Raw genomic sequence first — 13,428 nt, 5'->3', positions numbered from 1 at the left:
TCGGTGTTGCCATGCCTGCATGGACCACGAGGTCAAGAAGCTCGTCGCCCGAGCGCGACAGCGCACCGCAGAACGCCCGTACAGCAACAGATTCCTCGATCTGTTGGACAACGGCGCCCTTCCCGTCGAGCGCTTGCGGCAGCTCGCCGCGGAGTTGCACCGGTTGGTCGCCAGCGACCGCCGAAGCTTCACCCTGCTCGCATCGCGCTTCCCGGAGTCTCCGGCCGGTGACTTCTACCTGACGATGGCGCAAGGCGAGGGCGAAGCGCTGCGGCTGTTGTCGGACTTCGCCGCGGCGGTCGACGTGGACCAGGCCGAGCGCCGTGCCCACGAACCGCTTCCGCTCGCCCAGGTCTATCCCGCGTACCTGGCGCAGGTCGCCCTCGGTGGCGGCAGTAGCGCGGTCGCGCTGGCGTTGCTGGCGAACGTCGCGGAGTCCGGTTCCACCTACCGGCGCGTGGCCGACGCACTCCAGACCCGATACGGCTTCTCCGGTAAGGCGGTGGGCCACTTCCGCTTCTTCGGCGAGACGCCCGACGAACTGCTCGACCAGGCCGAAGCCGTGGTGGCGCACGGCCTCGCCGCGGGCGAGGACCCGGACGAGGCCGTGCGGACCGCCCGTTTGGTGAGCGTCTACGAGTCGCTGTTCTGGGATGCCCTGGCCGAGGGAATCACCGAGAGCTGACTCGCGAGGTCAACCGGTGACACCTCGACCCGCCGGTCGATCCGGTCCTCCGCCCACGTGCTGGTGTCCACCAGCCACCACCGCTCGACCTCGATCACGTACAGGCGGTGCGGGGCTGGTGGCGCCAGCTGCGATGACGGCAACGTCCACCGGGCACGATCCTGCGGATCGGGCAGCACCGCGTCGTAGAACGAACTGTGGAAGCGCTCCACGTCCTCGTCCCGCAACTCGGTGCACGTGCCGCTGAACTGCGCTCCGTCCACCGCCGTGAGCCCACCGCCGGTCTTGGCCGTGAACAGCGTCCCGCTCACCTGGGGCCGCACAGCGATGTCGCGAGAGTGCCTGGACTGCACGGCCGAGCCGAACAGCAACCGGAGCGGCTCGGCCAGCCACGCGTACTGGAGCACCGCCGACCAGGGCGTGCCGTCCGGCGACACGGTGGCCAACGTCAGGTACTTCGCCTCGTCGAGCAGCCGCCGCGTCCGGACTGCCGGGCTGTCGTTCACGATGTCCCGCCTTTCTGCAACGCGGAGACCCGGTGGTGGACGGGACCTGTGTCACCCCCGCCCGCCACCAGGCCGGCTCATCGGTGGTTGAGCAGCACGGGCAAGGCCAGGACGTCGTTGGCGATGAACGAGCGCAGCGGCTCGACCTCGTCCGGAGCCACGGCAAGGGCCAAGCGTGGAAAGCGGTCGAACAGCGCCGGCAGGGCGACCGCGGCCTCCAGTCGAGCCAGACGCGCGCCGGGGCAGAAGTGCGGACCCGCACCGAACGCCAGGTGTTCCTTGTTCGCGCGGTGGATGTCGAACTCACCCGGGTTGTCGTGAAGTCTCGGATCGCGGCCGTGCGCGCCGAACGCGATCAGCACCGCGTCCCCGGCGTGGATGACCACGCCTTCACCCAGTTCGATGTCCTCGGTCGCCCACCTCATCGGCAGGTGCATCACCGGGCAGTGGACCCGCAGTGCCTCTTCGACCACGTCGGTCCACTTCGCCGGATCGGCCTGGGCGACAGCGAGCTGGTCGGGGTGGGCGAGCAGCTCACGCGCCGCATGATCGATCAAGGAAACGGTGGTCTGACTGCCACCGCCGATCATCAGCAGCAGCGTCGAGATCAGCTCCTGCTCGCTCAGCGGCGCTTCGCCCTCGACTCGCGCGGTGAGCAGGAAGCTGGTCAGGTCGTCGCCGGGCTCGCGCCGCTTGGTGTCGATCAGCAGGCGCATCGCGCGGTCCATGTCCTCGTTGAGCCTGGCCGACTCGTCCTCGGGGACATCGGTCGCCACGACCACGCGAAGGATGCGCAGCACCTCGGCCCGCTGGTCGTCCGGGACGCCGAACAGGTCGCAGATCAGCCGGGTGGGCACACCGTGGGAGAAGGCCGCGTGCAGGTCGACGGGCTCGTTCCCGGGGCGTGACCACAGGTCGTCGAGCAGGTCGGCGGTGATCGCCTCGAGCTGCGACCGCATCGCGTCGATGCGCTTGGGGGTGAAGGCCGGGGCGATCAGCCTGCGCAGCCTGGTGTGCTCGTGGCCCTGAGCGGTGAACATCGAGTCCACGTCCACCCAAGGCGCCAGCCACGGGATCGAACCGGGCTGGTAGTCGGAGTTGTTCTTCTTGAGGTTGCGCGAGATACCTGGATGGGTGAGCAACCGCTTGACCACGTCGCCTCGGGTGACGGACCAGGCGGATACACCCTCGGGTAACTCGACCGGGACGGCGGGAGCGGACGCCCTGAGTTCGTCGATCTGTTTGTACATGCACCCGCCACCACCGCTGTCGAGCTTCGTGCTCGTGGGTGTGCTGAAGCCGATCATGCTGCACCTCCTCGGAAGTACGCCTATCACGGGCTTGTCGACACTGGTACCCGCCGCACGGGTCAGGTAGCGGGTCGCTCGGCAGACGCTTCGGCCGTGAAGCCGGTCCTCGTGTGCGCACCGTCGCAGAACGGCTTGTCCTGCGATTGGCCACACCTGCACAGCAGGACGCTCCGACGCTGCGGCACGTCGTACTCCCGGCCTTCGTGATCGACCAGTTTCACCGGCCCTTTCACCTGGTAGGGGCCGGAGTTCACGACCTTGATCACTACTTCGGGTTGCTGCTGGTCCATCGTGGGTTCCCGGGGTCGGGCGGCTCGCGGCGCGTGCCGCGAGCCGCCGGGCGAGGGTGGGTTCAGGAAGCGATCCGGTAGCCGGCTTCGGTCACGGCCGTCCTGACGATCTCGGGGTCGACCTGGCTGCCGGAGACCGTCACCTCACCGCTGGCGACGTCCACGTCGACGTCCTCTACACCGTCAACGGCGCTGACCGCGTCGGTCACCTTGTTGACGCAGGAGTTGCACGTCATGCCTTCAACGTTGATCGAGATGGTGCTCATCGACGCTCCCAAGCTAGTAAACGGAACCCCCGTACGGTATCAGAGCCGACGAAGTGGTTGCCCGACAAGGAGGAGCGCTGTGTCGTCTGCTGGGAAACTTCCAGGTCAGGACCGTACGAGTCGCCCGATCGCCGCGCTCGCCTCGGCGATCTTCGCCTCGGCCACCTCGCCGCCCTCCGCGACTGCTTCGGACACGCAGTGCTTGAGGTGCTCGTCGAGCAGGCCGAGTGACACCGCCTGCAGCGCCTTGGTCGCGGCAGCGATCTGGGTGAGCACGTCGATGCAGTACTCGTCACCCTCGACCATGCGCTGCAGGCCGCGGATCTGGCCCTCGATGCGGCGCAACCGCTTCAGGTGGTCGTCGCGGCGGTGTGCGTAGCCCGGCATGGCGAGAGTCCTTTCGGCAGGTCAACCCAAGTTCAGGATACGCGGAACGTGGTGTCGACGACGCTGCCGAACTGCGGCGGGCGTGGTGGGAGTCGTCGGTCAAGGATTGCCTCTTACCCCAGGGGGGTAGTCTTTGGCGACATGGCGCGAGTCCTCACCCTGATCGTGTCGTTCGGGTGCGCCGGTCACTCGAAGGGGCACCTTTGACCTGTATACCCCTGCGGGGTATCGTCAGGATTGAGTGAGAGGGGCATCGGATGCACGGGTACACAGCGAACAAGGACGCGGTGCTGAAACGGCTGCGTCGCGTCGAAGGGCAGGTCCGCGGCTTGCAGCGGATGGTCGAGAGCGACGAGTACTGCATCGACGTGCTCACCCAGATCGCCGCCGCGACCAAGGCGCTGCAGGCGGTGTCGCTCAACCTACTCGACGAGCACCTCAAGCACTGCGTGGCGGATGCGCTGACGCAGGGTGGCGAGGGCGCGGAGGCCAAGGTCAATGAGGCAAGCGAGGCCATCGCACGCCTGGTGCGTTCCTGAACATCGACACGTTGACGAGGAGTAACCCCATGGCCGAGTCCACTTACACCGTCACCGGCATGACCTGTGACCACTGCGTGGCATCCGTGACCGAGGAGGTCTCGGAGATCCCCGGTGTCACCGACGTCGACGTCGACCTGGCGACGGGGGCCGTCAAGGTCACCAGTGCTGAACCTGTGGCCGAGGCGGACGTGCGTGCGGCGGTCGAGGAAGCGGGCTACGCGTTGGCGAGCTGACTCGCGCGACGCACCGGGTGACGCGGAGCGCCGGTCCGCCGGCCTCCATCATGTGTGAAGGGTATTCGCAATGAATGCAGCAGCGAAGCTCGCCACCTACGGCGTGGCGCTCGCCCTGGTCGCCGGTGGCGCCTGGGCGGCCGGGAGCGCTGTCGGTCCCTTCTCCGTCGAGGCCGCGGGCCACGACACGTCCGGCGCTGAGGGCGCCGGGCACGGGGACGACCACGGCGACGCCGTCGCGGGAGCAGAGCAGGACCAGCCGGCCGGGCTGGCATCGTCTCGGGGCGGTTACACCCTCACGCCCGTCGACACGACGCTGACCGCCGGGACCACCGACACCTTCTCCTTCCGGATCACCGGCCCCGACGGCGCGGCGGTGACCGCCTTCGACGTCGAGCACGACAAGCGGATGCACCTCATCGCGGTACGACGCGACACCTCCGGCTTCCGGCACGTCCACCCGGAGATGGCCGCCGACGGCACCTGGACCGTTCAACTGCCGGTGTCGGGCGCGGGCTCCTACCGGGTGTTCGCCGACTTCAAGCCCACCGGCGGCGAGGCCGTCACGCTGGGTGTCGACGTCACCGCCGCCGGGCAGTTCGAGCCGCAGCAGTACACGCCGTCGCGGGTGGCCCAGGTCGACGGCTACGAGGTGCGCTTGGACGGCGAGCTCAAGCCCGGTGAGGCGTCGCCGGTGCGGCTGACCGTGAGCAGGGGTGGCACGCCCGTCACCGACTTGGAGCCCTATCTCGGTGCCTACGGCCACCTGGTGGCCCTGCGGCAGGGTGACCTCGCCTACCTGCACGTCCACCCCGAGGGCACGCCCGGTGACGGGAAGACGGCCGCCGGGCCGGAGGTCGCGTTCGTCTCCGAGGTGCCGTCCGCGGGCGGGTACCGGCTGTTCCTGGACTTCCAGCACGGCGGTGTCGTGCGCACCGCGGAGTTCACGGTGACCACCGAGGGCATCCAGGGCCAGCAGCCCGCGCCGACGCCGACGGCACCGTCGGCACCGGTCGAGGAAGGGCACGGGGAAGAGGAAGGGCACGGACATGGCTGACACGCGGCTCGAACTCTCGATCACCGGCATGACCTGCGCCTCGTGCGCCAACCGGATCGAGCGCAAGCTCAACAAACTCGACGGCGTGACCGCCACGGTCAACTACGCCACCGAGAAAGCGCGCGTCACCTTCTCCGATGACGTCGACCCGCAGACCTTGGTCCAGCAGGTCGAGGCCGCCGGGTACGGCGCCACGCTGCCCTCCGCCGACCCGGAACACGCCGAGGCCGCCGAGGTCGACCCCACCAGGACCCTGCGGCAGCGGCTGATCGGCTCGACCGTGCTCGCGGTGCCGGTGATCGTGCTGGCCATGGTTCCAGCGCTCCAGTTCACCTACTGGCAGTGGATCTCCCTCACGCTGGCGGCCCCGGTGCTGGTCTGGGGCGCCTGGCCGTTCCACCGGGCGGCGTGGACGAACCTGCGCCACGGCGCGGCCACCATGGACACGTTGATCTCGATGGGCACGGTCGCGGCGTTCGGCTGGTCGTTGTACGCGCTGCTGTGGGGCACCGCGGGCACGCCCGGCATGACGCACCCGTTCGAGCTCACCGTCCAGCGCGCCGACGGCGCCGGGTCGATCTACCTGGAAGTCGCCGCCGGCGTCACCGTGTTCATCCTGGCCGGCCGCTACTTCGAGGCCCGCTCCAAGCGGCGCGCGGGCGCGGCCTTGCGAGCGCTGCTGGAACTGGGCGCCAAGGATGTCGCCGTGCTGCGCGACGGCCGCGAGGTACGCGTCCCGATCGCCGATCTGATGGTCGGGGACCGGTTCGTGGTGCGGCCCGGCGAGAAGATCGCCACGGACGGTGTGGTCGACGAGGGCAGCTCCGCGGTCGACGCGAGCATGTTGACCGGTGAGTCCGTGCCGGTCGAGGTCGGTCCCGGCGACGCCGTGGTCGGTGCGACCGTCAACGCCGGCGGACGCCTGGTCGTCAAGGCCACCCGCGTGGGCACCGACACCCAGTTGGCGCAGATGGCCAAGCTGGTCGAGGACGCACAGGGCGGCAAGGCCGAAGCCCAGCGCTTGGCGGACCGCATCTCCGGCGTTTTCGTCCCCATCGTCATCGCCCTCGCCGTGGGCACGCTGGCCTTCTGGCTCGGTGCTGGTGGCGGCGTCTCCGCCGCGTTCACCGCCGCGGTGGCGGTGCTGATCATCGCCTGCCCGTGCGCCCTCGGGTTGGCCACGCCGACCGCGCTGCTGGTCGGCACCGGCCGGGGCGCACAGCTCGGCATCCTGATCAAGGGGCCGGAGGTGCTGGAGTCCACCCGGCGGGTCGACACCGTCGTGCTGGACAAGACCGGCACCGTCACCACCGGCCGGATGAGCCTGGTCGCCGTGCACCCGGCCGCGGGCGTCGCGGAGGACGAAGTACTGCGCTTGGCGGGTGCGCTGGAGCACGCCTCCGAGCACCCCATCGCCAAGGCGATCGCGACCGGCGCGGCCGACCGGGTGGGGGAGCTGCCCGAGGTCGAAGGTTTCCAGAACCACGAGGGCGTGGGCGTGCAGGGCGTGGTCGACGGGCACGCGGTCGTCGTCGGCCGTGAACGCCTGCTGGCCGAGTGGTCCGTCCACCTCGACCAGGACCTCGTCAAAGCCAAGGAGGCGGCCGAACAGCGTGGCCACACCGCTGTCCTCGTCGCGTGGGACGGGCAGGCGAAAGCGGTCCTCGCGGTCGCCGACACGGTCAAGCCGACCTCGGCCGAAGCCGTCCGGCGCCTGCGCGAGCTGGGCTTGACCCCGGTCCTGCTGACCGGCGACAACAAGGCCGCCGCCCGCGCGGTCGCCGCCGAGGTCGGCATCGACGAGGTCATCGCCGAAGTCCTGCCCAAGGACAAGGTCGACGTCATCACCCGCCTCCAGGGCGAGGGCAAGGTCGTGGCCATGGTGGGCGACGGGGTGAACGATGCCGCGGCGTTGGCCAAGGCCGACCTGGGCCTCGCGATGGGCACCGGCACCGACGCCGCCATCGAGGCGAGCGACCTCACCCTGGTACGCGGCGACTTGATGGCCGCAGTGGACGCGATCAGGCTCGCCCGCCGCACTCTGAGCACCATCAAGGGCAACCTGTTCTGGGCCTTCGCCTACAACGTGGCGGCCTTGCCCCTGGCTGCCGCCGGACTGCTGAACCCGATGATCGCGGGTGCCGCCATGGCGTTCTCCAGTGTGTTCGTGGTCAGCAACAGCCTGCGCCTGCGCGGTTTCCGTGCCACCGCGCCGACCGACCAGACCGCCGGGGCCCGGACCACTGCGGAGAAGGCGCTCGCAAAGGTCGCCTGACACCCGACTGCGGTGTGGGTCCGAATGCCACTTCGGACCCACACCGCAGTCTTAATCCACGCGACCGTACCGGCTTTCCAGCTCTGGAGCCTCCCGCCCGACCTGCTGGTAGCGGTGGCTCCGACACCGGTCAGCTCAACGAGGCCAACAACTCCCGGCACGCCTGCTCGCAGCGACGGCACGCCTCGGCGCAGATCCGGCAGTGCTCGTGCATGCTCGCGTGCTGGCCGCACTCATCACCGCAGGCCTTGCATGCCGTCGCGCACGCTTCGAGCAACGCACGGGTCAGGTTCGCGTCGTAGCCGGTGTGGCGGGACAGCACCCGGCCGGTGGTGGTGCAGACGTCGGCGCAGTCCAGGTTGGTTCGGATGCACTTGACCAACTCGGCGACGCCGCTCTCGCTCAGACAGGCGTCCGCGCACGCGGTGCACGCTTGCGCGCACTCGAAGCACGCCTCGATGCACCTCGCGAGAGCTTCTTGGTCGATACCTCCCAGGTCGGCCGGGTAGGTGCGGAGCATCTCCTGCGTCGTGGTCACCAGGACCTCCTAGTAGTCGTAGTAGATGCCTACCGGGAGTACCCACGTGCCAATCAAGCGTAACGGCCTGATGACGTGCTGTTGAACTATGCCTATAGGGGGTACCCCTATGGTGAAGCCACGATGTCGGTGGGACCGTCAGACGGGTCCACCTTGATCTGGTCACTCAGCCTTCGATGCGTCGGATGACGTCGACGCCGAAGACGTAAGGGTCGCCGCGCTGGGTGAGGGCGTACTCCAACGCCCGGCCGGCGGTCCCTGCGGGCACGGCGATGCGCGACGTGTCGCCGGGGTTGGAGAGGATGGCCTTGTCGGCCGAATTGAGCTGTTGGTACTGGGCGCGTGCGTCGTCGACCTGCTTGTAAGAGTGGCGAAGTGGGCGCCGTGTTGTGTCGTTCAGGTCCGGGCTCAGTGACAGGCGACCAAGATCACGGCCAGCAGGCCGCCGAACGCCGCGAAGACCGGGACCGTCAAGGCTGTCGCGCAAGCTGCCCCGTATGCCAGCAGGCTGCGTGCCGAGTCCGGACGTCGACGTGGGTGGGCCAGGAGTGCCAACCTCACCTCGACCGAATCCCGACCCATCGCGAGCGCCGAGCCGGGTGCGCCGTGGCCCGAAACCTTGAGCAGGGCGGCCCGGACCGCCTCGACGCCGCAGGCGCGGACCGCGGCGGCATCTGCGGCGACCTCCACCAACTCCCGCACCACACCAGGAGTCCGCCGGAACAGGGGGAGGAACGGCAGCACGGTCGACAACGCGTCAGCCGCGGCGACGAGGAGGTGGTGCCTGCCGTCGAGATGAGCGCGTTCATGGGTGAGTACGGCGTCGACCTGCTTGTCGGTCAGTCGCCGGTTGAGGCCTTCGGTGGCGACGACGACGCCCGGCGTGCCGGCCAGGCTGAACGCCAGCGGTTCGTCGTGGTCGAGCCAGAGCGTCGAAGGCGAGCCGGGTTCGTGGCGAGCCGCGACCCGGAGCACGGCGAGGTGGTCGCGACGCCTGCGTGCCCGGTGCCGTGCGCCCTTGACGCTCAGGACCGTGAGCCGGATCAAGAGCCCGGTCAACAACACCAGGCCGACGACGCCACCGGCGGCCTCGACGCGCGGGGCCAACCCGTGTTCGAGCGATGACCAGCACTCGTGCGCGAGTGCCAGTACGTCCGTGCCGTGGTCCGGCAGGAGGAGCAGGGTCACGGCCAGGGCAGAGGTGGTGACGACGCTCACCGCGGACGCCAGCCAGGCCAGCAACGGGACGAGCGGGTCGGCGCCGCGGGTGACCAGGCGCAACAACTGACGGGGTGCCAGCACACCCATCAGACCTGCCGCCACCAGCAGTGCGGCGGCCACGGTCATGTCTTGCGCGATCTCTTCGGCAGCGCTTTGCGCAACAGTTCTGTCTCGTGCTCCGACGCGGAGCGTGCAAAGTGCAGCAGCACGCCGTCCGGGTCGCCGGAGGCGTTCACCAGCTCGCGCACCGCCTTCGCGGCGGCTTCCGCGCGGCTCGTCATCGCTTCGTAGTGGTAGGCCTTGCCCACCAGTTCGCGCTGGACCCAGCCCTTGCGGTGGAGGTTGTCCAGCACGGTCAGGACCGTGGTGTACGCGAGTTGCTTACCAGTGTCGAGCCGGTCGAGGACATCGCGCACCTTCATCGGCTCCGGCGTGCGCCACAGCACGTCCATCACCGCTGCTTCCAGCTCGCCGAGCCCGTGCATCCCGCCCCCTCCGACCACGACATGTTACGCGGTCGAGGATGGCCCTGGAAGTCGCGGCTCCTGCTAGGTCGCCTCTTGCTTCCTCGTGCTGGTGCCCGTCCGGGGTTCCTGCGGCTTGACAACCAACTACCCCACGGGGGTATGTTTCGATCGCTTGGCAACATACCCCCATGGGGTATAAGCGGAACAATTGGAAGGACTTGCCATGAATCCCGATCCCCGGCGCTGGTGGGCACTCGTCGTGCTCGCGGCAGCGCAGTTCATGGTCATCATGGACACCTCGATCATCGCCGTGGCGCTGCCGGACATGCAGCGCGAACTCGGCTTCACACCGGGCGGGCTCCAGTGGGTGTTCAACGCCTACGCGGTCGCGCTCGGCGGTCTGCTGCTGCTCGGCGGCAGACTCTCCGACCTCTGGGGTGCCCGTCGGGTGTTCGCCATCGGCTGGACCACCCTCATCGTCGGCTCGGTGGTCGCCGCCGCGGCGACCGGCGCGGGCGTGGAAGTGCTCGGACGTGCGGTGCAGGGTGTCGGCGCGGCATTGATCGCACCGGCCGCGATGACGCTGCTGATGGTGCTGTTCGCCGGTCAGTCGAACGAGCTGCCCAAGGCGATGGCCTTCTACGGCGCGGCGGCACCGGCGGGCGGCACGGCGGGCGTGTTCCTCGGTGGCGTGATCACCGAGTGGCTGAGCTGGCCGTGGGTGTTCATCGTCTACATCCCGATCGGTGTGCTGACCCTCGCGCTCACCCCCAAACTGCTCCCCGTCGTCCCCGGACGCAGCGGCGGCCTGGACGTCGGCGGGGCGATCGCGGTGACTGGCGGGCTCGCCCTGGCCGTCTACGCCACCGTGCAGGCTCCCGAACGCGGCTGGGCGTCGACCGCGACGCTCGTGCAGCTCGGCGCCGCGGCAGTGCTGCTGATCGGATTCCTGTTGCTGCAGCGTGCGGTCAAGAACCCGTTGATGCCGCTGAAGGTGTGGCGCACGCCCGACTTGGCGGCGGCGAACGTCGCGATGGCGTTGCTGGGCGCGGCGTGGATCCCGATGTGGTACTTCCTCAACCTCTACGTCCAGCAGGTGCTCGGGTTCGACTCGTTCGCCAGCGGCGCGGCGCTGCTGCCGATGACGGTGCTGATGACCGTTCTCATGACCACCGCCAGCGGACGCCTGATCGGACGGTTCGGCACCAAGCCGCTGATCGTCACCGGCCTTGCCGTGCTCGCCGCCGGCCTGGGCCTGCTGGCCACCGCCGATCCGGGCGGCAGCTTCGTCGTCGACGTGCTGCCCGGCTCGCTGATCTCGGCGGTCGGCATGGCGCTGGTCTTCATCCCGGCGACGATGGCCGCCATCGGTGGAGTCGCGCCCGACCAGGGCGGATTGGCCTCGGGCATCGTCAACACCACCTACCAGATCGGCTCGGCGCTCGGCTTGGCCGCGATGACGGCGGTGGCGACGTCACAGGGCGCCGACCGGCTGGGTGACGCGGTCGCGTTGACCGACGGCTACTCGGCCGCCTTCACCGGCGCGGCGCTGGTCGCGCTGGTGGCCGCGCTGCTGGCGGCCTTCACCCTGCGCGGCCGGGCCGCCGAACCCGCCGAGCAGGTGGCGGCCAAGGTCTAGCCCGGTGGTGTGTGAACGCGCACCGGTCCGCTCCCCGCATACCCCAGACCGGGTATGCGGGGAGCATTTCCGCAGGTAAGCACTTCTCGGTCGTCGGCGCTGGCTGACGCACTACCCGTCCTAGTAGGTTCACGGTCGTAACGGCGACGTATGGAGATCAGGTGTCCGAATCGAGCAGGTTGACCGTCTGTCGGGGCTGCTGCTGCGGCACCGTGAAGAAGCACCCGGACGTCGACCACGTGACGCAACTGCGCAGGTTCCGGGAAGCCGTGGGGCCGCAGGCGGTCACCGTGGCGAACTGCCTGAGCTCCTGCGAGTTCTCCAACGTCGTCGTGGTCAGACCGGCGCGGGGCACCGGTGCGAGGCCTGTGTGGTTGGGCGGCGTGCTCACCGACGAGGCGGTGGACCACATCCTCGACTGGGTCGCCGCGGGTGGGCCGGGCCGTGCCGAGATGCCGGCAGGCTTGACCGACCACCTGCTTGACCGTCCGGCTGACGACAGCGCCGCGAGCTGAGCCCCAAGGGGCTGGTCATCGCGCCGATGTCGGCTGTTGATTGCCCGGTTGACGTCGCTGCTCCTGCTGCCTGCGCCACCCGTGGCGCGTCACGCCGCGTGGCTTGTACACCGACAGCACCATGATGAGCAGCAGCACCACCGAGCCGCCGATCGAGTGCAGCAGCGTGCCGGGCAGCTCACGGGGGTCGGTGCCCGAGGTAGCCGTGTCGGCCAGGTGGTGCACCGTCGAAGTCTCGATCAGGAGCACGGTCGCGGCGAAGACCGTGAGCAGCAGCTTTACCAGGATCCAGTAGTGCCGGAGCAGGCCCCACGGGGTGCCCAGCGCATTGAAGATGCCGATGACTGCTGATGCCAGCGCGAGCGGGACGATGACGTAGGAGACCATGGTCGCCATCGCGACGTAGGCGGCGCGGACTGTCTCCGCGTCCTGGCCGGTGGTGGCGGTGATGTCCAGCGCGAGGTAGGCGAGTAGCGCGCCCAACCACCCCACCGAGGTCGTGATGTGGGTGAGCAGCACGAACTTGCGCATCCTCGGTGCGAATCTCACACCTCACCGTCGGGGGTGATCTCCTCGGCTGGGACGACGACGGCCGGGGAGACACCGGTGCCCGTGTGACGACCGGGACCGTGCTCACCCCCGAGACCGGTCAACATCAGGATCAAGGCCAGCAGGGCGAGGATGCCGGCGATGACCACAAGCGCCTTCACCCAGCGCGGCACCCTGGGCGGTTGATCCGAGTCCTGTCCCTGGTCGGAGGTCGGGGCGGTGTCATCGCCGGAGGGAACGGGCGGTGTGCTCACGGTGGACCTCCTCGTCGGTCCGGCGAGTTTATCGAGACACTCTGTCGATGTCTAACCACACTGTCTCTACCCGGCCGTCTCGTACACTTCGGCTGTGCCCCGGCTGTGGAACGAGACGATCGACGCGCACCGCCAAGCGGTGCACGAGGCGATCCTCAACGCCACCGCAGAACTGGTCCGCGTGCACGGTCTGCTGTCGGTGACCATGTCGAAGATCGCCGAGACCACCGGTATCGGGAGGGCGACCCTCTACAAGTACTTCCCCGACGTCGAAGCGATCCTGCACACCTGGCACCAACGGCAGGTCGAGAGCCACCTCCGGCAGCTCGCCGACATCCGAGATCGGGTAGCCGACCCCCGCGAGCGGCTCGATACCGTTCTGCACGCCTACGCGCGCATCTCGCGGGACCGCTCGTCCCACGACCGTCCCGGCCACCAACTCGCCGCGACCCTGCACCAGGGCCCACAACTCGCCCAAGCACAGCAGCAGGTCCAAGACCTGATCAAGGACCTGCTGATCGAAGTCGCGGCGAGCGGTGACCTCCGGAACGACGTCGCACCCGACGAACTCGCCGCCTTCTGCGTGCACGCCCTCTCGGCAGCCGCGAGCCTGCGATCCGAGGCCGCCGTCCGCAGGCTCGTCACCGTCACGATCACAGGTCTGCGACCGCCACCCTGACCTGGATCGGGACTT

The 13,428-nt window shown here is 69.1% G+C and carries 18 protein-coding genes; 8 read left to right on the top strand and 10 right to left on the bottom strand.

Annotation, left to right across the window (positions count from 1 at the left end):
• Positions 1-19 precede the first annotated feature (19 nt).
• Positions 20-685, top strand: a complete 666-nt coding sequence (locus ACQPYE_RS27275; protein ID WP_498715394.1) for a thiaminase II/PqqC family protein — start codon at positions 20-22, stop codon at positions 683-685.
• Here the strand turns inward: ACQPYE_RS27275 and ACQPYE_RS27270 are convergent.
• The 5 genes from ACQPYE_RS27270 to ACQPYE_RS27250 form a co-directional block, all read right to left on the bottom strand.
• Positions 634-1,191 carry a pyridoxamine 5'-phosphate oxidase family protein gene (locus tag ACQPYE_RS27270; protein ID WP_498715392.1) on the bottom strand — a complete coding sequence of 186 codons (558 nt, stop codon included), beginning with the start codon at positions 1,189-1,191 and terminating at the stop codon, positions 634-636. The two genes, ACQPYE_RS27275 and ACQPYE_RS27270, sit on opposite strands and share 52 nt — an antisense overlap.
• Before the next feature lie 77 nt (positions 1,192-1,268).
• A complete protein-coding gene (locus ACQPYE_RS27265) occupies positions 1,269-2,498 on the bottom strand; it encodes a cytochrome P450 family protein (RefSeq protein ID WP_498715391.1) in 1,230 nt (409 codons plus the stop codon).
• A 62-nt stretch (positions 2,499-2,560) separates the two neighbouring features.
• The gene (locus tag ACQPYE_RS27260) at positions 2,561-2,791 is read right to left on the bottom strand and encodes a CDGSH iron-sulfur domain-containing protein (protein ID WP_498715389.1); all 231 of its coding nucleotides are present in this window, start codon (positions 2,789-2,791) and stop codon (positions 2,561-2,563) included.
• 62 nt (positions 2,792-2,853) lie between these two features.
• A complete protein-coding gene (locus ACQPYE_RS27255) occupies positions 2,854-3,057 on the bottom strand; it encodes a heavy-metal-associated domain-containing protein (protein WP_123743085.1) in 204 nt (67 codons plus the stop codon).
• Between the two features lie 105 nt (positions 3,058-3,162).
• Positions 3,163-3,444 carry a metal-sensitive transcriptional regulator gene (locus tag ACQPYE_RS27250; protein ID WP_123743084.1) on the bottom strand — a complete coding sequence of 94 codons (282 nt, stop codon included), beginning with the start codon at positions 3,442-3,444 and terminating at the stop codon, positions 3,163-3,165.
• Between the two features lie 257 nt (positions 3,445-3,701).
• Between ACQPYE_RS27250 and ACQPYE_RS27245 the strand changes: the two genes are divergently transcribed.
• The 4 genes from ACQPYE_RS27245 (at position 3,702) to ACQPYE_RS27230 (ending at position 7,551) form a co-directional block, all read left to right on the top strand.
• Positions 3,702-3,983 carry a metal-sensitive transcriptional regulator gene (locus tag ACQPYE_RS27245; protein ID WP_498715386.1) on the top strand — a complete coding sequence of 94 codons (282 nt, stop codon included), beginning with the start codon at positions 3,702-3,704 and terminating at the stop codon, positions 3,981-3,983.
• Positions 3,984-4,012: 29 nt separating this feature from the next.
• Positions 4,013-4,219: a heavy-metal-associated domain-containing protein gene (locus tag ACQPYE_RS27240; RefSeq protein ID WP_123743082.1), complete on the top strand. Its 207-nt coding sequence runs from the start codon at positions 4,013-4,015 to the stop codon at positions 4,217-4,219.
• Between the two features lie 70 nt (positions 4,220-4,289).
• Positions 4,290-5,276: a DUF8832 domain-containing protein gene (locus tag ACQPYE_RS27235; protein ID WP_498715384.1), complete on the top strand. Its 987-nt coding sequence runs from the start codon at positions 4,290-4,292 to the stop codon at positions 5,274-5,276.
• Positions 5,269-7,551 (top strand): heavy metal translocating P-type ATPase, encoded by a 2,283-nt coding sequence (locus ACQPYE_RS27230; protein ID WP_498715383.1) that lies wholly within the window; start codon positions 5,269-5,271, stop codon positions 7,549-7,551. The genes ACQPYE_RS27235 and ACQPYE_RS27230 overlap by 8 nt, the downstream gene beginning before the upstream one ends.
• A 130-nt stretch (positions 7,552-7,681) precedes the next feature.
• On the opposite strand, the gene ACQPYE_RS27225 is transcribed toward ACQPYE_RS27230, so the two are convergent.
• From ACQPYE_RS27225 to ACQPYE_RS27215, 3 genes are all read right to left on the bottom strand, one after another.
• Complete coding sequence (locus ACQPYE_RS27225) at positions 7,682-8,089, bottom strand: four-helix bundle copper-binding protein (RefSeq protein WP_498715381.1); 408 nt, start codon at positions 8,087-8,089, stop codon at positions 7,682-7,684.
• A gap of 408 nt (positions 8,090-8,497) precedes the next feature.
• On the bottom strand, positions 8,498-9,436 hold the full coding sequence (locus ACQPYE_RS27220; protein ID WP_498715379.1) for a M56 family metallopeptidase: 939 nt from the start codon (positions 9,434-9,436) through the stop codon (positions 8,498-8,500).
• Complete coding sequence (locus tag ACQPYE_RS27215) at positions 9,433-9,795, bottom strand: BlaI/MecI/CopY family transcriptional regulator (RefSeq protein WP_498715378.1); 363 nt, start codon at positions 9,793-9,795, stop codon at positions 9,433-9,435. Before ACQPYE_RS27215 ends, ACQPYE_RS27220 begins: the two co-directional genes overlap by 4 nt.
• A gap of 205 nt (positions 9,796-10,000) precedes the next feature.
• On the opposite strand from ACQPYE_RS27215, the gene ACQPYE_RS27210 reads away from it, so the two are divergent.
• Both ACQPYE_RS27210 and ACQPYE_RS27205 read left to right on the top strand, forming a co-directional pair.
• Complete coding sequence (locus tag ACQPYE_RS27210) at positions 10,001-11,416, top strand: MFS transporter (RefSeq protein WP_498715376.1); 1,416 nt, start codon at positions 10,001-10,003, stop codon at positions 11,414-11,416.
• Between the two features lie 212 nt (positions 11,417-11,628).
• Complete coding sequence (locus tag ACQPYE_RS27205; RefSeq protein WP_498715375.1) at positions 11,629-11,931, top strand: (2Fe-2S) ferredoxin domain-containing protein; 303 nt, start codon at positions 11,629-11,631, stop codon at positions 11,929-11,931.
• Positions 11,932-11,946: 15 nt separating this feature from the next.
• On the opposite strand, the gene ACQPYE_RS27200 is transcribed toward ACQPYE_RS27205, so the two are convergent.
• The gene (locus ACQPYE_RS27200) at positions 11,947-12,480 is read right to left on the bottom strand and encodes a DUF2269 domain-containing protein (RefSeq protein WP_498715374.1); all 534 of its coding nucleotides are present in this window, start codon (positions 12,478-12,480) and stop codon (positions 11,947-11,949) included.
• Positions 12,477-12,734, bottom strand: coding sequence for a hypothetical protein (locus ACQPYE_RS27195; protein WP_498715373.1), 258 nt, complete (start codon positions 12,732-12,734; stop codon positions 12,477-12,479). Before ACQPYE_RS27195 ends, ACQPYE_RS27200 begins: the two co-directional genes overlap by 4 nt.
• A gap of 94 nt (positions 12,735-12,828) precedes the next feature.
• Here ACQPYE_RS27195 and ACQPYE_RS27190 point away from each other — a divergent pair, with 94 nt between their 5' ends.
• Entirely contained in the window at positions 12,829-13,413 is a 585-nt protein-coding gene (locus tag ACQPYE_RS27190) for a TetR/AcrR family transcriptional regulator (RefSeq protein WP_498715372.1), read from the top strand.
• Positions 13,414-13,428: the final 15 nt, after the last annotated feature.

This window comes from Actinosynnema sp. CA-299493 (assembly GCF_050946825.1).
GTDB lineage: Bacteria > Actinomycetota > Actinomycetes > Mycobacteriales > Pseudonocardiaceae > Actinosynnema.
This window is presented reverse-complemented; position numbering and strand designations above follow the sequence as displayed.